Below are 24088 nucleotides of genomic sequence, written 5' to 3' on the forward strand. Positions count from 1 at the left end.
GGCTAAGCCAAGCATTGTGCCCGGCGTTATGCTTGCGTTTTATTCTCTAAAACAACGAATCCCATGACGGTACGCGACATTCTCAAGATGGGCGACCCGCGCCTGCTGCGTGTGGCCCAGCCGGTGACCACTTTTGACACCGACGAATTGCACTTGCTGATCAGCGACATGCTCGACACCATGCGCGCCGTCAATGGTGCAGGCCTGGCCGCGCCGCAGATTGGGGTGGACTTGCAACTCGTGATCTTCGGCTCGAACGACCGCAACCCGCGCTACCCCGACCGGCCCATCGTGCCCCCCACGGTCTTGGTCAACCCGGTGATCACTCCCATTGGCGATGCCGAAGAAGACGATTGGGAGGGCTGCCTTTCGGTGCCCGGCCTGCGTGGCGTGGTGCCGCGCTGGTCGAAGATTCGCTATACCGGCTTTGACCAGTATGGCGATCCTATCGACCGCACTGTCGACGGTTTCCATGCGCGTGTGGTGCAGCACGAATGCGACCACCTGATCGGCAAGCTCTACCCCATGCGTGTGCGCGACTTCTCCAAGTTTGGCTACACCGAGGTTCTTTTCCCCGGCATTGCCGCGACTGAAGACGATTGACCCTTGGGCTTGGATTTTGTCTTCTTGGGTCCGGCAGGTTTAGCAGGCTTCGCCGGGCTGTAGCGTTCGGTCGTTTCGGCCAGAAAATCGGCTTTCGGCAGCAGTTTGGTGCCGCCCCACCAGAACGCGGTAGCCCGGCCTTTTTTGTCGCGCTCCAATTGCACCGATTGCCCGGGGCTGTTGTAGCCCGAGGTCTTTTGCAGCATGCCTTTGTCTTTGCCGGTGACGGCGAATTCGGTGGTGGCGGCGTTGATGGGGACGGTCATCTGTGGGGCGATGGCGTAGACGATGTTGCCCATGGGCACCAGGTCGGTGGCACCCCAGAGGGTCCACCAGCGGCCGCGCCAGTCGGCCACTTTCTTGGATGGCGCGCCGTGTTGCTGAAACGCCGCGAGGATGCTGGCGATGCCATCGACCCAATCGAACGGAAAACCATCTTGCGCGTGAACCAGCACGGTGATGGTGAAACCCGTGTGCGGAAAGTGCGCGGTGCGCGACACAAAACCCTGCAGCCCGCCGGTGTGGCCGTGCCACTCCTTGGGGCCGGGCGCGCCGATCATGGTGCCCAGTCCATAGTGGGCTTCCAGCATGCTGACGGGGTCGCGCCAGCGGCGCTGCACCATCTCGCGCCGGCTGGCGGGCGACAAGATACTCTCTTTGCTGCCGGGGGCGAGCTGTGCAAAGAAGCGCGCCACGTCCGAAGCCGTTGACACAAAGCCGCCTGCGGGTGCGATCGCGTTGCAAGGGTTGTCGCCCGGCACGATGAGGCGTTGGCCAAACGGGAACTCGGCGCTGTGCCCCACCGCCATGGGCGCCGACTTGGGAAGGAATGGCATGTCGGGCACGGTTTCGCGCAGGCCGGCGGCGGCGATGACGTGTTCGCGCATCCAACTGGCGTAGTCGGTGCCGGTCACCTGTTCCATCATCAGCCCGAGCAGGCCGTAGCCATGGTTCGAATACTTGAGTTGCACGCCCGGGGCCAGTGGCTGCTTTTGCGCCAGATCGGCCAGTAGCTCTTCGCGTGACAGAAAGGGCCGGCGGTCCAGAAACTGTCCCGCGTCAGCACCGTCGCGGATCACGCCCGCACCGTGCGACAACAGCTCGCCGACGCGCGCTTTGGCTAGGTCTTTGTGCAGGCCGCTGACGTAGCGGCCAATCGGGTCGTCCAGCCCCAGTTTGCCTTGCTCACGCAGCAACATGACACCGCTGGCGGTAAATGTCTTGGAATGGGATGCGATGCGAAAACGATGCCGTGGCGTGAGCGGCTTGCCGGTGCGCATGTCGGCCACACCAAAAGCCTGTTCGAGCAAAAGCTTGGTGTCGTGCACGATGGCGATGGAAAAGCCGGGATGGCGGTAGCGCTCCAACTGGAATTGGAGCCACTCGGGGATGTAGTCCAGGGCAGCCTGGAGCCAGGGAGATTTTGCACGTGATGCCATGACACTCGCTTTGCCTTGTTGACCTTGCAAGCGAGTGTAGGGCACGGTCTGAAGATATGCCGCCCCTGTTCAAATCCGGGGCACACCAGCCGCGTGACGCATGCTGAGCAGCCATTGATTCGACTGCTCTGCGTGCATGAACGCCTAAGAACGTAAAACCGTTCTAAGGGGGTATTAATTCAGCTTGCCGCCATTGCCCGCGATGCTGAAGCGCCCCGCACCCATGAAGGCCACAGCCAGGGCAGCGAAGAGGAACATGCCTTGCAGTTCCAACACCCAACCGCCGTTCTTGCTCAGACCCCACAGCATGCCCATGTGCGCGAGGTAGATGGCGAAGAGCATGTTGACCACGACGATCCAGGCCGCCAGGCGCGTGTACACGCCCACGATGAGCAGCACCGGCGCGATGATTTCACCAATGAACACCAGATAGGCCATGGCGGATGGCAGACCGTGCGAGGCCAGCATGGAGGCGATCGGGCCTACGCCGCCATGAATCTTGGCGATGCCATGCAACAGGATCAGCACGCCCAGGGCAACACGCAATACAAACTTTCCCAGATCATCAGAGCGCAACTTCAATCCAATCTTTTATGAGGCGGTGGAACGGCGCCAACCCACCCATGAGAATGGGATGACGCGTGGCATTGTGCCGCCAAAAGATGACGATCGGAGACGTGATCGTCAGCGAGCGTTAGACCGCGTTCAGCGCATCCACAAGCTCAGTTTCAATTTGAATGCGCGTGCGGTTGTATTGCAGCTCGGTGCCTTGCACCAGGAAGGTATCTTCCACACGCTCGCCCAAGGTGTTGATCTTCGCCAAAAACACGCTGAGTTGGTGCTTGGCCAGGATGCGCGCCATGGCGTACAACAAACCCACGCGGTCGCTGGCCGAGATGCTGAGCAGCCAGCGTTGGGCTTTTTCATCGGGGCGCAGGTCGACGCGTGGCACGACGGGGAAGCTCTTCACGCGGCGCGACACCCGGCCTTTGCTCGGTGGCGGCAGCGGGCCTTGCTCGGTGAGGGTGCGGGCCAGGTCGTTCTCGACCATGCTGGTGAGCTCGCGGTAGTGCTCGGGCAACATGGAGGTGACAATCTGGAACGTGTCCAGCGCGTAGCCGTTGTTGGTGGTGTGGATCTTGGCGTACAGAATGCTGAAGCCCGACTGGTCGAAGAAGCCGCAAATGCGCGCAAACAAATCGGGCTGGTCTTGGGTGAACACCATCACTTGCAGGCCTTCACCCACCGGCGACTGGCGTGCGCGCACGATGGGTTTCATCGGCTGCGGTGCCACGCCGTCCTTGGGGTCTTTGAGCTCCTGGTTGGCCCGGGCGATGTGGCGCGACAACTGGCGCGTGTGCCAGGCGATGTCGGCCGCGTCGTGGCGCATGAAGTACCCCACGTCCAGCGTGTCCCACAGGGCTTTTTGCGATTCAAACGGTTCGGCATGCAGGGCCAGTAAAGCCAGGGCCTCACGCTTGCGGGCTTCTACCTCGGCGCCGGGGTCGGGCGCGCGGCCACCCAGGGCACGAATGGTGTAGCGGTACAGGTCTTCCAGCAGCTTGCCCTTCCAGGCGTTCCACACTTTGGGGCTGGTGCCGCGAATGTCGGCCACGGTCAGCAGGTACAGCGCGGTGAGGCGGCGCTCGGTGCCCACGCGGCGCGCAAACTCGGCAATCACCTCGGGGTTGCTGAGGTCGGACTTTTGCGCCACTTGGCTCATGGTCAAGTGCTCGTGCACCAAAAATTCAATCAGCTTGGCGTCTTCGCCCTTGATGTCGTGCTGGCTGCAGAAGCGGCGCACATCGCGCGCGCCCAAATCGGAGTGGTCGCCGCCACGGCCCTTGGCAATGTCGTGGAAGAGGGCGGCCACGTACAGCACCCAGGGCTTGTCCCAGCCGGCGGCGAGTTGCGAGCAACTGGGGTATTCGTGGGCGTGCTCGGCCATGAAGAAGCGACGCACGTTGCGCAGCACCATCAGGATGTGCTGATCCACCGTGTAGACGTGGAACAGGTCGTGCTGCATGCGTCCCACAATGCGCCGAAACGGCCGCAGGTAGCGCCCCAGCACCGAGGTCTCGTTCATCAGCCGCATGGCGTGGGTGATGCCCACCGGCTCTTGCATGATGCGTTTGAACGTGGCGCGGTTCACCGGATCGTTGCGGAACTCGGTTTTCATCAACGCCCGCGCGTTGTAAAGGGCGCGCAGCGTGCGGGCCGAGAGACCGTGCAGACCTTCGTTGGTCTCGTAGAGCAAGAAGGTCTCCAAAATGGCGTGCGGGTGCCGCTCGTACAGGTCGTCGCTGGCCACGTCAATCATGCCGGCCTTCTCGTTGAAGCGCTCGTTGATCGGGCGCAGCGGGTGGCTCGACGGGTTCAGTCGCTCTTCAATGTTCAGCAGCAGGATGTGCGTGAGTTGCGTCACCGCCTTGGCCGCCCAGTAATAGCGGCGCATCAAAATTTCGCTGGCGCGTGCCTGGGTGCCGGTGGCACCGTCCAAGCTGTTTTCGTAGCCAAAGGTCTGCGCTACGGCGGTTTGCAGGTCGAACACCAGGCGATCTTCGCGGCGGCCGGCCACCAGGTGCAGGCGCGCGCGGATCAGGCTCAGCACCGCTTCGTTGGCCTTGATCTGACGCGCTTCTAATTTGGTGGCCAGGCCTTTGCGGGCCAGTTCGTCCCAGGTTTTGCCCAGGCCTGCGGCCTTGGCCACCCACAGAATGGTTTGCAGGTCGCGCAGCCCGCCGGGCGACTCTTTGCAGTTGGGCTCGAGCGAGTAGGGCGTGTTCTCAAACTTGTTGTGGCGCTGGCGCATCTCCAGCGTTTTGGCCACAAAAAAGGCTTTGGCGTCGATCTGGTCGGTGAACTGCTTGCGAAAGCGCCGGTACAAGGTGTTGTTGCCGGTGATGAGCTGCGATTCGAGCAGCGAGGTCTGCACGGTGACGTCTTTGCTGGCCTCAGACAGGCAATCGGCCACGGTGCGGACGCTGGAGCCGATTTCCAGGCCGGTGTCCCAGCAACTGCCGATGAAGGTCTCGATACGCTCTTGCAGAGCCGGGTCGGTTTCGGGCGTGGTGTTATCAGGCAGCAGCAGCAACACGTCAATGTCGGAGTTGGGGAACAACTCGCCACGGCCAAAGCCGCCCACGGCCACCAGGGTGCAATGGTCGGTAAAACCGGCCGCTGCCCACAACTGGCGCAAGGTGTTTTGTGCCAGGTGCCCCAGGTTACGCAGGGCGGGGTGCACGCTGCGGGTGCCGACCCCGCTGTTGCGTACCGATTCCAGCAGCAGTTTCTTTTGCTGCTGGTAGGCTACTTTGAGTGCCGCAATGTCCACCACGGCGGCAGGGGCGGCTGGCTGGGCATCGAGCGGCGGGAGTGCCGCTGTCAGTGGGGTGGTGTCACTCAGGGCGTTCAAAGTAGGTGGGCTCGGCGTGTGGTCAAGCGGTGGCAGGCAGGGTTTCAGCGTTCACAAAGGCGGGAGTGGCAGGGCTGCCGGCCGACATGGTCATGACCTCATAGCCGGTTTCGGTTACCAGCACGGTGTGTTCCCACTGAGCCGAAAGCGAGCGGTCTTTGGTGACGATGGTCCAGCCGTCGTTGCCATGTTCCTTGATCTCGCGTCGGCCGATGTTGATCATGGGCTCGATGGTGAACACCATGCCGGGCTTGAGGACTTCAAGCGTGCCGGGGCGGCCGTAGTGCAGTACTTGCGGCTCTTCGTGGAACACCTTGCCAATGCCGTGGCCACAAAACTCGCGCACCACCGAATAACCATGGCCTTCGGCAAACTTCTGGATGGCGTGGCCCACGTCGCCCAGGCGGTTGCCGGGTTTGACTTGCATGATGCCGACCCACATTGCCTCAAAGGTGACGTGGCACAGGCGCTTGGCGGCGATGGACGTTTCGCCAATCAAATACATGCGGCTGTTGTCGCCAAACCAGCCGTCTTTGGTGATCACGGTGACATCAATGTTCATGATGTCGCCTTTTTTCAGCGGCTTCTCGTTCGGGATGCCGTGGCACACCACGTTGTTCAGCGAGGTGCACAGCGACGCCGGGTACGCCGGGTAGCCCGGTGGCTGGTAGCCCAACGTGGCCGAGCGGGTGCCCTGCACGTTGACCATGTATTCGCCGGCCAGGCGGTCGATTTCTTTGGTGGTGACGCCCGCGGTCACGAACGGCGTGAGGTAGTCCAGAACCTCCGAGGCCAGACGGCAAGCCTCGCGCATGCCCTGAATATCAGCGGCGCTTTTGATGTTGATGCTCATGGCCGGAATTATCCCACCGCAGAAGCCGCTGTGCAGAAAGGATGAATGTCAAGGCACGATGCAGCGATTCAGCCTTGGTTAAAATCCCTGGTTTTCCCCAAGCCCACTTTTCGGATGGCCTCGGGCAACCCCATTCAGCGGTTGCATCGAAGCGCCGAAACCCCTGCAGACCTAGCTCAAAACAGGCCGCCACGTGACCCTGCACCTTACCCAGTTCGACGGGGGCAATGCCCTCAGCGATTTCCGCGCCCAGCAACTCCTGCCCCGCCTGCAAACTATCCACGAGAAGATCGTGGGCATTGCGGCCCGGTTTGTCCACGTGGTCGCCACCGACCACGCGCTGAGCGAGGCCGAACAGGCGCGCTGGCAAGCGCTGTTGAACTACGGTGACCCGTACGTCGGTGCGGCCGATGGCGCCGCGCTGATTGTCAGCCCGCGCGTGGGCACGGTGTCGCCTTGGGCCTCCAAGGCCACCGACATTGCGCACAACTGCGGCCTGTCGGTGCGCCGCGTCGAGCGTTTGACCGAATACCGCCTGAGCCTGAAGCCCGGCCTGCTGGGCAAAGTACCCACGCTGAGCGCCGAGCAGCAAGAGCAAGTCGCCGCTCTGCTGCACGACCGCATGACCGAAAGCGTGCTGCCCGAGCGCGCCCAGGCCCGTGCCCTGTTTGAATCGCTGCCCGCCGCGCCCCTGGCGCAGGTGGACGTGCTCGGCGGTGGCCGCGAAGCTCTGGAGACGGCCAACCGCACCTTCGGCCTGGCCCTGGCCGACGACGAAATCGACTACCTGCTTGCCGCCTTCACGCAGCTCAAGCGCAACCCGAGCGACGTTGAACTGATGATGTTCGCCCAGGCCAACAGCGAACACTGCCGCCATAAAATCTTCAACGCCGAATTCGTGATCGACGGCGCCGAGCAGGACAAGAGCCTGTTCGCCATGATCCGCAACACCCACCAACTGGCACCCGCGCACACGGTGGTGGCGTACTCGGATAACGCTTCGGTGATGGAAGGCCTGAACATCCAGCGCTTTCAAGCCAAATCGACTGTTGGCGTAGGTGGAGAGAGTGTCGTCAGCTACGAAAATCATAGTGCTTTGAGCCACGTGCTGATGAAGGTGGAAACCCACAACCACCCCACGGCGATCTCGCCTTTCCCCGGCGCCTCGACCGGCGCGGGTGGCGAAATCCGCGACGAAGGCGCCACCGGCCGCGGCTCGCGCCCCAAGGCCGGCCTGACGGGCTTTACTGTCTCGAACCTGTGGCCTGCCGGCGGCGAAACCGCCGCCACCGCCTACGGCAAGCCCGAGCACATCGCCAGCCCGCTGCAGATCATGATCGAAGGCCCGCTGGGCGGCGCTGCGTTCAACAACGAATTCGGCCGGCCCAACCTGCTGGGCTACTTCCGCGAATACGAGCAGACGGTCACGTCCGACGTGGACACCATCCGCCGCGGCTACCACAAGCCCATCATGATCGCCGGCGGCTTGGGTGCCATCGACGCCGAGCAAACCAGCAAGATCGTCTTCCCCGCCGGCTCGCTGTTGATCCAGTTGGGCGGCCCCGGCATGCGCATCGGCATGGGCGGCAGCGCGGCCAGTTCCATGGCCACGGGTGCCAACGCTGCCGAACTCGACTTCGACTCGGTGCAACGCGGCAATCCTGAGATTGAGCGCCGTGCGCAAGAAGTCATCAACCAGTGCTGGCTGCAAGGCGACAAGAACCCCATCCTGGCGATCCACGACGTGGGCGCGGGTGGTCTGTCCAATGCCTTCCCCGAGCTGACCAACGACGCCGGCCGTGGCGCTCGCTTCGACCTGCGTGCCGTGAAGCTTGAAGAAAGCGGCATGTCGCCCAAAGAGATTTGGAGCAACGAAAGCCAAGAGCGTTACGTGATGGCCATCGCGCCTGAATCGCTGGCGCAGTTCACCGCGCTGTGCGAGCGCGAGCGCTGCCCGTTCGCCGTGATCGGCACGGCCACCGAAGAGCGCCAACTGGTGCTGTCCGATGCCGAATCGACTGGCCCCGCGCCAGTCGACATGCCGATGAACGTGCTCTTGGGCAAGCCGCCCAAGATGCGCCGCGACGTGCAAACCGTGGCGCGCCAGTTCGCGCCGGTCAACCTCACCGGCGTGGCGCTGCAGCAAGCCGCCATCGACGTGCTGGCCCACCCCACGGTGGCCTCCAAGCGCTTCTTGATCACCATTGGCGACCGCACCGTGGGCGGCCTGTCGCACCGCGACCAGATGGTTGGCCCTTGGCAAGTGCCTGTGGCCGACGTGGCCGTGACGCTGGCCGACTATGCCGGGTTTGGCGGCGAAGCCATGAGCCTGGGCGAACGCACCCCGCTGGCCGCGATTGACGCACCAGCCTCCGGCCGCATGGCCGTGGCCGAAGCCATCACCAACCTGCTGGCCGCGCCGATTGAACTGCCCCGCGTCAAGCTCTCGGCCAACTGGATGGCCGCCTGCGGAGAACCCGGCGAAGACGCCGCGTTGTACGCCACCGTGCGCGCCGTGGGCATGGAGCTCTGCCCGGCGCTGGGCATCTCCATCCCCGTGGGCAAAGACAGCTTGTCGATGCGCACGCAGTGGAAAGACGCCGGCGGCGAGGCGAAGAAAGTCACCTCGCCCGTGAGCTTGATCGTCACCGCCTTCGCCACCCTGGGCGATGTGCGCAACACCCTCACGCCACAACTCAGCACCGTCGAGGCCGACACCACGCTGGTGCTGGTCGACCTGGGCCGTGGCCAAAACCGCATGGGCGGCAGCATCCTGGCGCAAGTGCTCGGCCAAGTGGGCGACTGCGTGCCGGATCTCGACCACCCGCAAGACCTGGTGAGCCTGGTCAAGGCCGTGAACTTGCTGCGCAGCCAAGGCCGCATCCTGGCTTACCACGACCGCAGCGACGGCGGCCTGTTTGCCAGCGTCTGCGAAATGGCGTTTGCCGGCCACGTCGGCGTGGCGCTGAACGTCGACATGCTGGTGACCGAGGGCGACGGCATTTCCGACAGCCGTATGGACAGTGGCGACGCGAAGAACTGGGCCAGCCAGGTCAGCGCACGCCGCGAGGAACTCACCCTGAAGGCGCTGTTCAGCGAAGAACTCGGCGTGGTGCTGCAAGTGCGCACCGTCGAGCGCGACGCCGTGATGCAAACCCTGCGCGAGCACGGCCTGAGCCAAAACAGCCACATCATCGGCAAGACCCGCCCCGCAGGCGGCACGCCGGGCATGAACGTCGGCGTAGGCGAAATCCAGGTCTGGCGCGATACCAAGGCGGTGTTCTCGGCCAAGCTGTCCGACCTGCACCAGGTGTGGGACAGCGTGAGCTGGAAGATCAACCAACAGCGCGACAACCCGGCTTGTGCCGATGCCGAACACGCTGCCGCCGGCCGCGAAGATGACCCCGGCATGCATGTCTACCTGCCGCCAACTTTTGGTTCGAACCAACCGGCCGCTCCTGCCGTGTTGACCTCGCGCCCCAAGGTGGCGGTGCTGCGCGAGCAGGGCGTCAACTCGCACGTGGAAATGGCTTACGCCTTCACCGAGGCTGGTTTTGAAGCCTATGACGTGCACATGACCGACCTGCAAAGCGGCCGAGCCAAGTTGGCTGACTTCATGGGCGTGGTGGCCTGCGGTGGCTTCAGCTACGGTGACACCCTGGGTGCCGGCATTGGCTGGGCACGTTCCATCACTTTCAACCAAGTGCTGGCCGAGCAGTTCCAAACCTTCTTTGCGCGCCCCGACACCTTGGCGCTGGGCGTGTGCAATGGCTGCCAGATGTTTGCCGAACTGGCCGACATCATCCCCGGCGCGCAAGACTGGCCGCGCTTCACCACCAACAAGAGCGAGCGCTTTGAAGCGCGCTTGTCGATGGTCGAAGTGCTTGATTCCCCCAGCGTGTTCCTGCAAGGCATGGCCGGCGCGCGCTTGCCCATCGCCGTGGCGCACGGTGAAGGCTACGCCAACTTCTCGGCACGTGGCGACGCCACCAAGGCCCTGGCCGCGATGCGTTATGTGGACAACCACGGCCAAGCAACCGTTGCCTACCCGTTCAACCCGAACGGCAGCGCCGGCGGCCTGACCGCCGTGACTACCGCCGACGGCCGCTTCACCGCCATGATGCCGCACCCCGAGCGCGTATTCCGCAACGTGCAAATGAGCTGGACCAGCGGCGATACCAGCGCCGCCAGCCCATGGCTGCAGATCTGGCGCAACGCGCGCCGTTGGGTGGGCTAGGCTCCCGCCGTTCCCCCTCACAAGAAGCCCATGCCGTTAACAAGCGGCATGGGCTTTTTTTCGTCATAAAGAATCCCTTTTTTGACACGTCAAGAAATGTAAAGTTTTGTATTAGGATCGATCGCTTTTCCGAAAAGCACGCCCACATCAATCCAAGGAATTTCCTAGTGCAGAACAACTTAAAAATTGCCAGCTTGAGTGTCGCCATTGCCGCTTTGGCGGCTTGTGGAGGAGGGGGAGGTGGGAGCAGTCCCGTTGCAGGTCCGGCCCCGGCACCTGCACCGGTGCCAATGACCAATGTTGCGGTGACCGTGATGGACGGCCTGATTTCAGGTGCCACAGTGTGTCTGGACGTCAACGCCAATGGCACCTGTGAAACGGGCGACATCATGGCCACGGCCGCTACGGATAGCAGCGGTCGTGCAACCCTGGCCGTGCCAACGGCTGACGTGGGCAAATATGCGGTGGTCGTGTCCGTACCCGTGGGCGCCGTAGATGCCGACAGCGGTGCCGTCACCACCGCCTACACGATGACGGCGCCAGCAGACCAGCCCGCAGTTGTGAGTCCGTTGACCACTGTGGTGCAATTTGTTGTGGCCTCCACTGGAGTGACCACGAGCGCTGCGGCTGCCTCGGTGCAGTCGCAAGCGGGCTTGGTCAACTCGCCGCTGGCCAACTACGTCGCATCAAAAGACACCGTGGCAGGCAATGCGGCCCGTGTTTTGGTGTCCAGTATTCAAAGCCAGTTTGAGAGTTTGAAGGCTGCCGTTGGGCAAAACGACAGCTTTGGCGTGCCGATGACGGCGGCCGACATTCAAAAAGCCGTAATGGCGCGTTCTGGTGATTTGCTGACCGCCGCGGTGGCCGCAGGCAGTAGTGCCACTGTCACGAGTGCATGCGAAGTCAGAACTTCCGCTGCTTGCAAAAGCGCCATTGATACGGCGGTCATGACATTGGTCGCCAACAACGGCTTGACCACTTCAACGGTTGCCGGTGCCGTGGCGTTGAGTAAAACGGTGGCTGCAGCCGACCCGGCGCCCGCCACGCCTACAGCATCGTTTGCGCTCGATTGGGTGAATGCCGGCGACGCCAACAACTGGTATACGCGCGTGGTGACATCTAGCGCTGCCGACAACACGGTCGATAGCAATGGTCTTCTGCGCTACCGCATCCTCCGGCACCAAAAGGTGAACAATGGTGAAATCTCGTGGGCTTATGGGTCTGATCCGTCGCGCTCCGGCGATCTGCACTGGAACGGCAGTGCCTGGGTGGGCTGCACCGTCGAAACGTTCAGCCAAACGACGGTGCGAGACGCGCAGGGCCGCAGCAGCTACAGCTATTGCGACAACCTTAGCAAAGGCAAGACGCAACGCGTGACGACCGACATTTCCGGCAAGTCGATGAGTAGTGTTTTTGCACTCATTCAAGCCACCCGCACCAACGCGGCCAACTGGGGCAAGGCGCCGAGCTGGTTTTACGGTAGCGTGACGGCAACCGTGGGCAACGCCAGTTTTCCTGCCGATTCGAAGTTGAATGTGCAAGGTGATACGTGGACCGAGACGGCGATTGGTTACGACGTGCGCCAAAGCAATGTCGTCAAAGTGTCTGCGGCAGACGTGGCGGCTGGCGGTGATGCGCGAGCCAATGCTGGTGTGGCTTGCAACGCGGATACGCCTGAGTTCGAAACCGTGACCCTGGAGCTATTGGTCGCGCGCAACCCTGGCAAGGCCTGTATCTACAACCCAGGTACGGTGATGGGCGGTAATGGCGTGGTCTACAGCAGTGGTGCTCGAAACGAAGGTTGGGGGCGTTCGGCGGCTTCTCTTGGCACGTTTGGATCGGCACCTTATGGCCAGAACACCATGACCAGTTACTACACCACCAACCAGCGTTTCCGCGTGGGCTTTGCCGGTGGCAGCAGCAATGCGGTGACGTTCTACCAATGCTTGCAGCGCGCCGACAACGATTCCACGCGCAACTGCGACAGCATTGGCACAGGCACGTACACCATCACCACGATGGGTGATGCTCGGGTGATGTCGTTCTCCGGCTTCCCGGCGCAGATGGCGTTGCTTGACTACGAGCGGGTGTTTGTCGAGCGCGGTGGGCAGGTCTATTGGGGCTACAAGGACAAACTGAGTTCGGCGATGGTGGTGCGTTTGAACGGCACTGCGGGTAATGCCGTACTCACGCAGCTTGGCCTGCCTGCTTACACACCTTGAGCGCAAGCGGCGAACCTGCTGTGAGTTGAAGCCGCTAACCCACGCCACCGGATGGTGTGGGGACCGCGCAGAGGGGCGAGGCCAGAAGGCTTCGCCCCTTTTGTTTTTGGGGAGCGGCTTGTGTTGCGGATAAACCCGCATTGGCGCCCGCAGGCCACCATTTGGCGTTTCAGGGCCTAGGCCCTGTGCTAACCTGAAATCGCTTCATGGCTCTGCAAGGGAAATCCATGCGCGATGTATCCACGCCTTCATCTGAAGCACCCTCCACGGCCGATGTGCCGGACCTGGCTGCGCTACTGCAGCACTCGGGCGTCTTGGCCGCCTGGTTTGATCCGCAAGACCGCTTGCGCCAGGCGAACCCGGCGTTTCTGGCGGCCTACCACGGGCGGCTGGGCATGACCTGGGCCGAACTGCTGCGCGACAACCACACCCACCGGCGCGGCGTGATCCTCTCGACCGACGATTTCGAACCATGGCTGGTGGCCGCGCAAACACGGCGGGGCAGCGTGCCGTTTCGCGCCTTCGAGTCCGATCTGCACGATGGTCGCTGGGTCTGGATGACCGAAACCCGCCAGCCCGATGGTTCTATGCTGTGCATTGCCACCGACATCACCCAACTCAAGGCCAGCGAACACGCGCTGCGGCACGCCCGCGACCTGGCCGTGGCGGCAGCCAATACCGACACGCTCACCGGCATTGGCAACCGGCGTTATGTGCTGGCGCAACTCAGCCAACTGCTGGACAACCTATTGAACAGCGGCGATCAGCTCAGCGTGGTGATGGCCGATCTGGACCACTTCAAGCGCATCAACGACGAACTGGGCCACCCTGCTGGCGACACCATCCTGCAAGACTTTGCCCACCGCTCGCGCCATGCGCTGCGCGCTACCGATGTAGTGGGGCGCGTGGGCGGTGAAGAGTTCATGCTGCTGTTGCCAGCCTTGAGTGTGAAGCAAGCCGAGTCGGTGGTGGCGCGCCTGCATGCCGAGGTGCGGCAGGCGCGACCACTGCCGTCTTGGCCTGCATGCGGCTACACGTTTTCTGCCGGCATTGCCGACGTGTGTGCGGGCGACAGCCTGGAGCAGGTGTTCCACCGCGCGGATCAGGCGCTTTATGAGGCCAAGGCGGCGGGACGCAACTGCACGGTGTGCACCGTCCCAAGGTGACTTTGCACACGGCAGAGCGTGCGCGCAATGATGCCGCCTTGGGCCGCTTTGGGCCGCCTGGGTGCATGTCTGCCGCCCACTGACATAGGTGCTGCGTCATCTGAAAATTAGGTACTGTTGACGCGGCAAAGCGTTTGGTCTCCTGCTGGGCTAAGCCGAGAATCATCTCGGCTCTACAGGGAGGCCTCATGGATATCGACTTCGCGCGTTACGACGACCTGGTTCACCGTATCTACGATTCGGCCATGGAGCCATCTCATTGGCCCGCCACCATGGAGGCCATTGCTCAGGCGTGTGATGCCACGCGGAGTGTGATGTTCACCCCCATGCACGCCCCCACACGGCGGGTTTGCAATAGATTTCAATCTTCCCGCCTATGTGGTGGAGCGTTGGGCGTCTCCGACTGGATTGGACGACCCGTACGCGCGGGCCAGTGTGGAGCGCGGCCTGTTCACCGATGGCACCACCATGATGGGAACCGACCTGGTGCCTTACGAGGCGCTGGTGCAAACCCCGTTTTACCAGCACACCTTTCAGCCCATGGACGTGGGGCAGGTGTGTTCAAGTATCGTGTTCGATGCGGTAGATGCGCATAAGATTCCAACCGTCATCGTCGTCTATCGTTCCGAGCGCGATGCCCTGTTTGAACGTCTGCAGGTCGAGATTTTGCGGCGCTTGAATTTGCATGTGTCGCGCGCCTTGGGCGTGATGTTCCACTTGCGTGACAGTGCCTTTCAGGTGGCGGCCTCGCATGCTGCGCTGGATCGTTTGGCTTCTGGCGTGGTGCTATTGGATGCGCGCGGTGCGGTGCAATTTTCCAATGCCGCAGCGCAGCAGCATCTGCGCGCGCAAAAGGCCGTACGGCTTAATGCTGGCGTTGGCGCCGGCGATCGTCTCACGCTGGCCCCACGCCTGCACCAGAATGAGGGGCACTTCCAGAAGGCGCTGCGCGAGGCGGTGCAACCGCTGGCAGGTGTGCCAGACCATTTTTCCAACGCGCTGCTGCTGCCCGATGCTGATGGCAAACCAGGTTGCGTGGTGCACGTGGCGCCTCTCGGCCAAGCCTCGGCGCTGTCGGTTGGCGTAGATGCCCCGCGCGCCATTGTTTTTCTGTATGACCTTGCTGCCGCCTCGCGTGTTCCCGCCACGCTGCTGAGTGAGTTGTTTGGTTTGACTCCGGCCGAGGCGCGCGCCGCATTGCAAATGTTGCAAGGTGGCACGGCCGAAGACATGGCCCAGCGCCTGGGCGTAACGCCGCACACCTTCAAGAGCCAACTGAAAACGGTTTACGCCAAAAGTGGTACCCACCGCCAGGCCGATCTGCTGAAGATGCTGCTGGCCTTGAGCGCGGCTTAGAGCGTGTTGTATGCCTGACCTATTGGAGGGCGAGCCATATGGCGATCGATTTCTCGCGTTACGACGACCTGGTCCATCGCATCTACGACGCCGCGCTCGAGCCCGCGCATTGGCCAAGCGCCATGAAGGCCATCGCCCAAGCGTGTGAGGCCTCGCATAGCTTGGTGTTCACGCCTCTGCATAGGCCTGCGCAAGGTGGGTTCGCCATTGATTTCAACCTGCCAGCCGAAATGGTTGAATGCTGGGCATCTCCAGCAGGGCTAGGCGACCCTTATGAGCGGGCATGCATAGAGCGCGGGCTGTTTGCCGATGGCGTCACCATGATGGGTGTCGATCTTGTGCCCTACGAGGAGATGGTGAAAACGCCGTTTTATAAGCGCGTTTTTAAGCGGATGGACGTTGGGCAGTTGTGTTTCAGCATCGTGTTCGACGCGGTGGACGCGCACAAAATTCCCACCGTCATGTCGGTTCACCGCTCCGAGCGCAGCCCACTGTTTGAACAACAGCAAGTGGAGATCTTGCGGCGCCTCAACCTGCATGTGTCACGTGCTCTAGGTGTCATGTTCCACCTGCGTGACGACGCGTTTCAAGTGGCGGCGTCGCACGCCGCGCTGGAGCGTCTGGCTTCTGGTGTGCTGCTGTTGGATGGGCGCGGCGCGGTGCAGTTTTGCAATGCTGCAGCGCTTCAGCATTTGGGGCAGCAGAACGCCGTGGTGCTCAAAGCTGGAGTGGCTGTGGGCCTGGGTGATCGCCTCACGCTGGTTCCTTGCCTTCATCAGCACGAAGATTCTTTTCAGAAAGCGCTGCGTGACGCGGTGCAACCGCTGGCCGGTGTACCTGATCATTTCTCTAACGCGCTGGTGTTGCCCGATGCGGATGGCAAACCGGCTTGCGTGGTGCATGTGGCGCCGCTGGGCCAAGCCTCAGCGCTGTCGGTCGGTGTTGAGACCCCGCGCGCCATTGTTTTCCTATACGACCTGGCTGCCGCTTCGCGCGTATCGCCCACGCTGCTGAGCGAATTGTTTGGTTTGACTCCGGCCGAGGCGCGCGCCGCATTGCAAATGCTGCAAGGTGGCACGGCCGAAGACATGGCCCAGCGCTTGGGCGTGACGCCACACACCTTCAAGAGCCAACTGAAGACGGTTTACGCTAAAAGCGGCACACACCGGCAAGCCGATCTGCTGAAGATGCTGCTGGCGCTAAGTGCTGCATAGCAGTAAGGGCAGGGAGTCGCATCCCACGATCATGGGATGCGTGCAGTTTGACCCGGGATAACGATGAAGTGCTTTTCATTCGAAACGCACATACCTAACTGGAGGGCTTCATCGTGATCAAAACTGTTCGAATGGCTTGTCTTGGCGCAGCAGTGGCTGCGGTATCTGTCTTGACCGCCTGCGGCGGTGGGGGTGGGGGCGGCAGCCTCTTGTCTGGCAGCTCACCGGCTCCTGCACCCGTGCCGGTCACGGATCCTGCGGCGCCAGCGCCGGCTCCCGCACCGGTAGTCGCCACGGCCAGTGTGCCGGTCACGGTGATGGACGGGCTGATTGCAGGCGCAACGGTTTGCCTGGATGTGAACGGCGATGGGCAGTGTGAAACCGGTGATATTTTGGCCGCGGCTGCGACAGATGCGAACGGTAATGCCACCATTGCTGTGCCTGAGGGTGATGTGGGCAAGTACCCGGTCGTGGTGGTGGTGCCGGTGGGAGCTGTGGACGCTGACAGCGGCCCTGTGACTACCGCCTATACCCTGAGCGCCCCAGCCGACAAAACGGCCGTGGTGAGCCCGTTGACAACCGCCGTTCAGTTTGTGGTTGCGTCTACGGGTGTCAGTTCTCAAGTGGCGGCCGATACCCTGCAGTCGCAAACCGGTTTACCGAATTCGCCATTCGCCAACTACGTGGCCGCTGGCGACAACGCTGCGGCAAATGCGGCACGCGTATTGGTTGCCGCGATCCAGAACCAAAGCAACGCCCTTGGCGGGCTGGTTGGCCAAACAGACAGCAGCGGCACGGTGATGGCTGCTGCCGATATCCAAAAGGCCATCATGGCCCAAATTACCACTTTGCTGTCGGCCGCGGTGGTCGCTGGTAGCGATTCCACGGTGGTCAACGCATGTGCCGATAAAGCCTCTGCCGCTTGTAAAAATGCAGTGGACAGTGCTGCGGGAACAGTGGTCACCAACAATGGGTTGACTGCCAGCGCATTGGCAGCCGCTGTGGCGCTGAGCAAAATCGTTCTGGTTGCAGAACCTTCGTCTGCCACGCCCACCGCCGGTTTTTCGCTAGATTGGATCAATGTGGGTGATGCCAACAACTGGTACACCCGTATCTTTACGTGGAGCGCTGCGGAAGACACCCCCGACAGCGCTGGCCTTACGCGTAACCGCAGTATTCGTCATCTCATGCAAAACGGCGTGGAAACTGTCTGGGCGAACAACAACGATCCTCTTCGTACCGGTGATTTGCATTGGAACGGCAGTGCCTGGGTGGCATGCACGGTAGATACGTTGTCGCTGGGCACGATACGTGACGCACAGGGCCGGAGCACGTACAACTTTTGCGATGGCGTTAGCAAAGGAACGAACCAACGGGTGTCGACGGACATCACCGGCAAAACCATGCCCAGTGTTTTTACCTTGATCCAAGGAACCCGAACCGACGGCGGTAACTGGGGCAAGGCCCCCACATGGTTTAGTGACCCGGTAACCGCCAGTGTGGGTGGTGCCACCTTCCCGTCTGGGTCAAAACTACATGTGCAATCCGACACCACCACGGAAAACTCCATCACCTACGACGTTCGCGACAGCAATATCCTCACAGTAAGGTCCGCAGCTGCAGTGCAGGGTGGAGACCCGCGCCCCGATGGCCTTGCTGCTTGTTATTCCGACATGACGACAAGCTCGGATGTGACCCTTGAATTACTGGTGGCACGTGCGACGGGAAAACCGTGTCTCTATTTTCAGAATTCCTTTGCTGCGGGCAATGGCGCGACCTACAGCGGACCGGATCCCGAACTGGTTTTCGGCGGGAGTACTTTTTCGCTGGGCAATATTGGAACCTCGCCACTTGGCACCGCTTCTGCTACAAGCTACTTCAGCGGCAACACAGGTTACCGTGTGGCCTTTGATGGTGGAAATAGCACGGTCGTTACCTTCTTGGCTTGCCCTCAGGCCGCAAACGCCAGTGCCAGTTCATCGTTGTCCCGCAACTGCGCCCCTATTGGCAAAGGCAGCTATGCCATCACCACTCTGGGTGACGCCCGTGTCATGACGCTGAGCGGGTTTCCGGTGCAGATGGCGGGCTTGACTTCTGAGCGCGTGTTTGTGGAGCGTGGCGGCAAGGTGTACTACGGCTTCAAGAGCAAGCTCAGTACTTCCAAAGTAACGCGTCTAAACGGCACTGCCGGCAACGCGGTCCTCAGCCAACTCGGCTTGCCGACCATCACCCCATAAACCGCCACGCAGCACTAGCGCTGAATACTCGCCTGCAAACACTCCACCAAACACTGCGCCGCAGGCGTCAAGCGGCTGTTGCGCAGGGTCACCACGCTCACCTGCACCGGTGCGAAGTTTTCGCGCAGGGGCAGGGCGCGGATGCCGCGGGTGCCGAGTTGTTCGTCGAACTGGTTGGCGGTGACGATGGCCACCAGGTCGAGGCGTGACATCAGGTGGATGGCGACGTCGAACGACTCACATTCCAGAATGCGCGAGGGCAGCTCCAGCCCGCGCGAGAGGAACAGGCGCGAGTGGTAGTCGCGGTCGAGTGAGGGCACCAGCCAGGTTTGCTCTTGCAGCTCGCGCAGGGTGCGCGCGTTGACACACGGGTGTTCGGCGCGCACGCCCACCGCCAGGGCCATTTCAAACAGCGGCAGATAACTGAACTCGTCCGTCGGGCCGCCCGGAATGGTGTTGGCCACGATGAAATCGAGCGAGCCGTCTTGCAGCTTTTTGTGTGCGGCCATGCCCGAGTCTTGGGTCAGCCGGATGTGCGCCTGCGGCATGCGGTCGGTAAACGCCTGCAGGGCTTGGGGCAGCACCGTCAGGCCCACGGCGGTAGTCACTGCGGCCGCCACACGGCCATGGCCACCGGCCTTCAAAAAGCTCAACTCCTCGCGTGCCCGGCGCATTTCTTCCAGCAGCAGGTTGGCGCGGGCGTAGAAGGCGTGGCCGGCCTGGGTCAGTTCCACGCCATTGACGCTGCGGTGCACCAGCTCGACATCCAAGTCAAGTTCCAGCTCGCGAATGGTGCGCGTGACCGCCGGTTGCGACACATACAAGGCACGCGCCGCCGAGCGGATGCTGCGGCATTCGGCCACCGTGATGAAGGTTTTGAGCTGCTGCGGTTTCACGGGTGAATCGTTTGAATGCTGACGGATTGGGGTGACAACAAAAGCTGATCGTAGTGATGAAAATTTTGTCTTTTGCTTATACAAGTGACTCTATAGCATTAGTTCATTACGAAATAACGAAGCGCAAAAAACCGCTGAAGTGCCATGGAAAAACCGCCTGTTTACAACCCCTCGGCCATGCCGGCCGAGCATTTTTTCTCCAGCACTTACCAGCAGGCGCGCGAGCGGTTTGTGATGGCGGCGCGGGCACGCGGTGCGGAGATGGCCAGTTTCGCCATCGACGCCGTGGGCGCTGAAGGCGAAAGCCTGAGCACCGACGTGGCCATGATCGATTTGCCGAACGGCCAGGCCGCCACCAAGCTGTTGTTGATCACCTCGGCCACCCACGGCGTGGAAGGTTTCTGCGGCTCGGCCTGCCAGTTGCAGTTGCTGGCCGACGATGCGCTGCTGGCACGCGCGGCGAATGCGGGCGTCGCGCTGCTGCTGGTGCACGCCATCAACCCCTATGGTTTTTCATGGCTGAGCCGCACCAACGAAAACAACATTGACCTGAACCGCAACGCGCAAGACTTTGCCAAGCCGTTGCCGGTAAACGCGCCTTATGCCGGCTTGCACGATGTGCTGGTGCCCGCCGCCTGGCCGCCTACGGCCGAGAACCAACAGGCCAAGGCCGACTACATCGCCGAACACGGCGCAGTGGGCTATCGCGATGCGGTGTCGAAAGGCCAATACACCCATGCGGGCGGTGTGTTCTACGGTGGTGCCGCGCGCAGCCAGTCGCTGCAAAATTTGGAGCACATTCTGCGCACCTATGCGGCGCCGTTTGCCGATATTGGCTGGATCGACGTGCACACCGGCCTAGGCCCTTATGGCCATGCCGAGAAGATTTTTGCGGGCCGCCGCGACGAGGCCGAAGTCGCCCGCGCGGGCCGCTGGTGGGGCAGCGACATGGCGGTGCCGTTTGCCGGCAAGTCCACCTCGGCCGACGTGACGGGCAATTTGTCTTCCACCATCTACGGCGCATGCCCCAACTCGCGCTGCACCTTGATGGCGCTGGAATACGGCACGGTGCCGTTTGAAAACATGGTTGATGCCTTGCGTGGCGAAGCCTGGCTGCGCGCCCACCCCAATGCGCCCGCCGCGCTGGCCCTGCAAATCCGCCAAGCGATGTTCAACGCCTTCTCTGGCCGCGACGACGTGTGGCGCGGCATGGTGTTGGGCCAAAACCGTGTGGCCATCTTGCAGGCTGTCCTGGGCCTGTCTCAATCCTGAAGTTTCGTTTCTGGTTTTCTCCCCTCGATATCCCATTCCCTAACCCCGAGCCCGCAGATGGAACGTACCGTGAACTCCCCCTTCGACGCCAGCGCAGCGTCAACTGCCACCACCCACGATGCCGCCAACGCGCCGCCCGGTGGTTGGCGCATCATCGCCGCCGCCACCATCGGCAATGCGTTGGAATGGTTTGACCTGGTGGTCTACGGCTTTTTCGCCGTCACCATCGCCAAGCTGTTCTTTCCGACCGGTGACGACACCGTGTCGCTGCTGCTCACGCTGGGCACGTTTGGCGTGTCTTTCTTCATGCGGCCGCTGGGTGCGCTGGTGCTTGGGGTGTATGCCGACAAGGTGGGGCGCAAGGCGGCGCTGATGTTCTCCATCGCGCTCATGACCATCGGCACCTTGATGATTGCCTGCATGCCCACGTATGACGCGATTGGCCTGTGGGCGCCAGCCGGCATTGTGTTGGCGCGCATGATCCAGGGCTTTTCGGCCGGTGGTGAGTTTGGCAGCGCCACGGCTTTCCTGGCCGAATACGCGCCCAAGCGCCGTGGCTTCTACGCCAGTTGGCAGGGGGCCAGCCAGGGCATGACTACGCTGTTGGCGGCGGCCTTTGGCGCGGTACTGAACAACCAGTTGAGCCCCGAGCAAATGCAATCGTGGGGCTGGCGCATTCCGTTCATCTTTGGCCTGCTGATTGCGCCCGTGGCTTACTACATCCGCAAACACGTGGACGAAACGCCCGAGTTTCTGGCGGCCAAGGCCGAGATGCGCCACCGCGCTGCCGACCACGCGCCGCTGGCCGAGACCTTTGCCAACCAGAAAGAACGCTTGTTGCTGGTGATTGGCGCCGTGGTGTTGGGCACCGTGTCGTCTTACCTCATTCTGTACATGCCCACCTTTGCCGTGAAGCAACTCGGCTTGCCCGCATCGACCGCGTTCACCGCCATCATTGCGACCGGCGTGGTGCAGACCGTGTTCAACCCGGTGGTGGGCCACCTGTCCGACAAATGGGGCCGCACCGGTTTGATGCTGACCGCCGCCGTTTTGTTTGGTGTGCTGGTCTACCCGGTATTCCATTGGCTCAGTGTTAACCCTAGCTTTTACGCCATGCTGGCGGTGCAGGTCTTCATTGGCTTGATGGCCGTGGTGTACTTTGGGCCGTTGCCCGCGCTGCTGACCGAAATGTTCCCCACCCAGGCGCGCACCACCGGCATGTCGCTGGGCTACAACATTGCGGTCACCATTTTTGGCGGCTTTGCACCGTTCATCATCGCTTGGCTGATCAGCGTCACCGGCAACAAGCTGGCCCCTAGCTTTTACGTGATGGGCGCGGCGGCTATCAGCATCGTGGCGCTGTTGCGGATTCGCAAGCTCAAGATGTACTAAGTCTGCATCGAGTCCACGCCCTGGACTCAGGCATTCCAAGCCTCTGGCGGCACCTTGACGGTGCAATACGCCAGAGGCTTTTTCACGTCTGGTGCAATGTTTTGAACTTGTCGGGCTTCGGCGGTGTCAAGGGGATATGCCACGCTGACGTGTCTGGTTTGCTTAGATGCGTAACAAATAAGTAAACGCAAGTTTCGCTCGTGGTGCGGAAATTGCAGTCGTAAAACCGATTACTGGCCTCGCCGATGTCACCCGCTGCTGCTACATTGCCGGGTTAGGTTGGCATTACAAATTATTACTACCCATGGCTTCCAAGATTTTTTATAGCGTGATTGCAGTGGCCGGCATTGCGGCTGCCTCTGGTGGGGCCTGGTGGCTGCAACAGCCCGGGCGTGGCGCGACGGCTGGCTCCGCAGAGCAGGCCAAAGTGGCGAGTGGCGGCGCAGGCAATGCTGGAAGTGCGGAAAAGGCAGCGAGTGTGGAAGTGGCCTCGGTGGCTTTGACCCGCGTGGTCGACGACGTGCAATCCGTGGGCAGCTTGCGCTCGCGCCAAAGCGTGATGCTGCGTCCTGAAATCAGTGGCCGTGTGGTGCACATCAACTTCCGCGACGGCGAACGTGTGCGCCGCGGACAACTTTTGGTGCAACTGGACGACAAGCTCCCGCAAGCCCAGGTGCAGCAAAGCGAGGCCGAGCTGTCCATCGCCAATGCCAACCATAAACGCAACCAGGATCTGGTCGCGCAAAACTTCATCAGCCAACGCGCGGTGGACGAGAGTGGCGCCAACCTGCAAGTGGCGCAGGCCAAGCTGGAGCTGGCGCGTGCCACGGCTGCGCGGCTGAAAATTGTGGCGCCATTTGACGGCATTGCCGGTATCCGCCAAGTCAACGTGGGCGACTACCTGAAAGACGGTGCCGACATCGTCAACATCGAAGACATGGACGCGCTGTATGTCGACTTCCGTCTGCCCGAGCGTTTCCAGCCCAAGGTGCAGCGCGGCCAACGCGCCAGCCTGGAGCTGGACGCCTTGCCCGGCCAGAAGTTTGCCGCCGTGGTGCTGGCCATCGACCCGCTGGTCGACGCCAACGGCCGCTCGGTGGGCGTGCGCGGGTGCATCGACAACCGCCAGCAACAACTGCGCCCCGGCATGTTTGCGCGCGTGAGCGCCGTGTTTGGTGAGCGCCACAACGCCATTACCGTGCCTGAAGAGGCCATCGTCCCGCAAGGCGGCCGCCAGTTTGTGCTGCGCCTGGTGCCAGGACCGGACGCCAACACCTTGGTGACCCAGCGGGTGGAAGTGAAAGTGGGCGTGCGCCGCCCAGGCAAAGTGGAAATTTTGAACGGCCTGAATCCCGACGACCGCGTCGTCACGGCTGGGCAACAGCGTTTGCAAAAGGACGGCTCGCCCGTACGTGTGGTGGACTTGACGGCGGGCAAGACAGAAGCCGCCAAGGCCGAGGGCGGCAACGGTGCCAAGAACGGCGAAGGCAAAGTGGTTGCCGCGGCTGGCCCGTCCAAGCCCTCGGCAGATGCAGCCTCCGCCAACGCCCGTGCGGGCAACCCTTGCCTCACCTCGGTGTCGCACATGGCGCTGCCCATTCAGCCGATTCAACCGCCAAATCCAGCCAACTCTGCTGTACCGGCAAACCCGATTAATCCAATGAATCCGATGAACGGACCGGCGAACACCAACCGGTCGGCCAGCCCCGTCGACGCGCAAGCGCCCAAGGGCAGTACCGTGGCGCAATCACGCGTTCCCACCTAATCTAGTTCGGTTGAAACCCTC

15 protein-coding genes are annotated in these 24088 nt (G+C 62.1%); 10 read left to right on the top strand and 5 right to left on the bottom strand.

The annotated features are described in order from the left end of the window. Nucleotides 1-63: 63 nt before the first annotated feature. On the top strand, nucleotides 64-603 hold the full coding sequence (gene def, locus ACPWMG_RS12045) for a peptide deformylase (RefSeq protein ID WP_483304876.1): 540 nt from the start codon (nucleotides 64-66) through the stop codon (nucleotides 601-603). Here def and ACPWMG_RS12050 read toward each other — a convergent pair. The 4 genes from ACPWMG_RS12050 to map all read right to left on the bottom strand — a co-directional run bounded on the left by ACPWMG_RS12050 (nucleotide 555) and on the right by map (nucleotide 6310). Beyond that, nucleotides 555-2042, bottom strand: coding sequence for a serine hydrolase domain-containing protein (locus ACPWMG_RS12050; RefSeq protein WP_483304877.1), 1488 nt, complete (start codon nucleotides 2040-2042; stop codon nucleotides 555-557). The two genes, def and ACPWMG_RS12050, sit on opposite strands and share 49 nt — an antisense overlap. 174 nt (nucleotides 2043-2216) lie before the next feature. Next, nucleotides 2217-2624, bottom strand: coding sequence for a DoxX family protein (locus tag ACPWMG_RS12055; protein ID WP_483304878.1), 408 nt, complete (start codon nucleotides 2622-2624; stop codon nucleotides 2217-2219). A 112-nt stretch (nucleotides 2625-2736) separates the two neighbouring features. Next, nucleotides 2737-5379, bottom strand: coding sequence for a [protein-PII] uridylyltransferase (locus tag ACPWMG_RS12060; RefSeq protein ID WP_483305236.1), 2643 nt, complete (start codon nucleotides 5377-5379; stop codon nucleotides 2737-2739). Nucleotides 5380-5479: 100 nt separating this feature from the next. Then, nucleotides 5480-6310 (bottom strand): type I methionyl aminopeptidase, encoded by an 831-nt coding sequence (gene map / locus ACPWMG_RS12065; RefSeq protein ID WP_483304879.1) that lies wholly within the window; start codon nucleotides 6308-6310, stop codon nucleotides 5480-5482. Nucleotides 6311-6503: 193 nt separating this feature from the next. On the opposite strand from map, the gene purL reads away from it, so the two are divergent. From purL to ACPWMG_RS12095, 6 genes are all read left to right on the top strand, one after another. Then, nucleotides 6504-10547, top strand: coding sequence for a phosphoribosylformylglycinamidine synthase (gene purL, locus ACPWMG_RS12070; protein WP_483304880.1), 4044 nt, complete (start codon nucleotides 6504-6506; stop codon nucleotides 10545-10547). A gap of 290 nt (nucleotides 10548-10837) precedes the next feature. Next, nucleotides 10838-12769 (top strand): hypothetical protein, encoded by a 1932-nt coding sequence (locus ACPWMG_RS12075; RefSeq protein ID WP_483304881.1) that lies wholly within the window; start codon nucleotides 10838-10840, stop codon nucleotides 12767-12769. 227 nt (nucleotides 12770-12996) lie between these two features. Further along, nucleotides 12997-13935, top strand: a complete 939-nt coding sequence (locus ACPWMG_RS12080) for a GGDEF domain-containing protein (protein WP_483304882.1) — start codon at nucleotides 12997-12999, stop codon at nucleotides 13933-13935. A gap of 408 nt (nucleotides 13936-14343) precedes the next feature. Beyond that, nucleotides 14344-15291, top strand: a complete 948-nt coding sequence (locus ACPWMG_RS12085) for a helix-turn-helix transcriptional regulator (RefSeq protein ID WP_483304883.1) — start codon at nucleotides 14344-14346, stop codon at nucleotides 15289-15291. Nucleotides 15292-15329: 38 nt separating this feature from the next. Continuing rightward, entirely contained in the window at nucleotides 15330-16505 is a 1176-nt protein-coding gene (locus tag ACPWMG_RS12090) for a hypothetical protein (RefSeq protein WP_483304884.1), read from the top strand. A 317-nt stretch (nucleotides 16506-16822) separates the two neighbouring features. Next, nucleotides 16823-18742 carry a hypothetical protein gene (locus ACPWMG_RS12095; RefSeq protein WP_483304885.1) on the top strand — a complete coding sequence of 640 codons (1920 nt, stop codon included), beginning with the start codon at nucleotides 16823-16825 and terminating at the stop codon, nucleotides 18740-18742. A 14-nt stretch (nucleotides 18743-18756) separates the two neighbouring features. Here ACPWMG_RS12095 and ACPWMG_RS12100 read toward each other — a convergent pair whose 3' ends face one another. Next, entirely contained in the window at nucleotides 18757-19638 is an 882-nt protein-coding gene (locus ACPWMG_RS12100) for a LysR substrate-binding domain-containing protein (protein ID WP_483304886.1), read from the bottom strand. A 144-nt stretch (nucleotides 19639-19782) separates the two neighbouring features. Between ACPWMG_RS12100 and ACPWMG_RS12105 the strand changes: the two genes are divergently transcribed. From ACPWMG_RS12105 to ACPWMG_RS12115, 3 genes are all read left to right on the top strand, one after another. Continuing rightward, a complete protein-coding gene (locus ACPWMG_RS12105) occupies nucleotides 19783-20910 on the top strand; it encodes a M14 family metallopeptidase (protein ID WP_483304887.1) in 1128 nt (375 codons plus the stop codon). 57 nt (nucleotides 20911-20967) lie between these two features. Then, on the top strand, nucleotides 20968-22302 hold the full coding sequence (locus ACPWMG_RS12110; protein ID WP_483304888.1) for an MFS transporter: 1335 nt from the start codon (nucleotides 20968-20970) through the stop codon (nucleotides 22300-22302). A gap of 304 nt (nucleotides 22303-22606) precedes the next feature. After that, nucleotides 22607-24067 carry an efflux RND transporter periplasmic adaptor subunit gene (locus ACPWMG_RS12115; RefSeq protein WP_483304889.1) on the top strand — a complete coding sequence of 487 codons (1461 nt, stop codon included), beginning with the start codon at nucleotides 22607-22609 and terminating at the stop codon, nucleotides 24065-24067. Nucleotides 24068-24088: the final 21 nt, after the last annotated feature.

It is taken from the genome of Hydrophilobacter chitinilyticus, assembly GCF_049860745.1.
Classification (GTDB): Bacteria; Pseudomonadota; Gammaproteobacteria; order Burkholderiales; family Burkholderiaceae_C; genus Rhodoferax_B.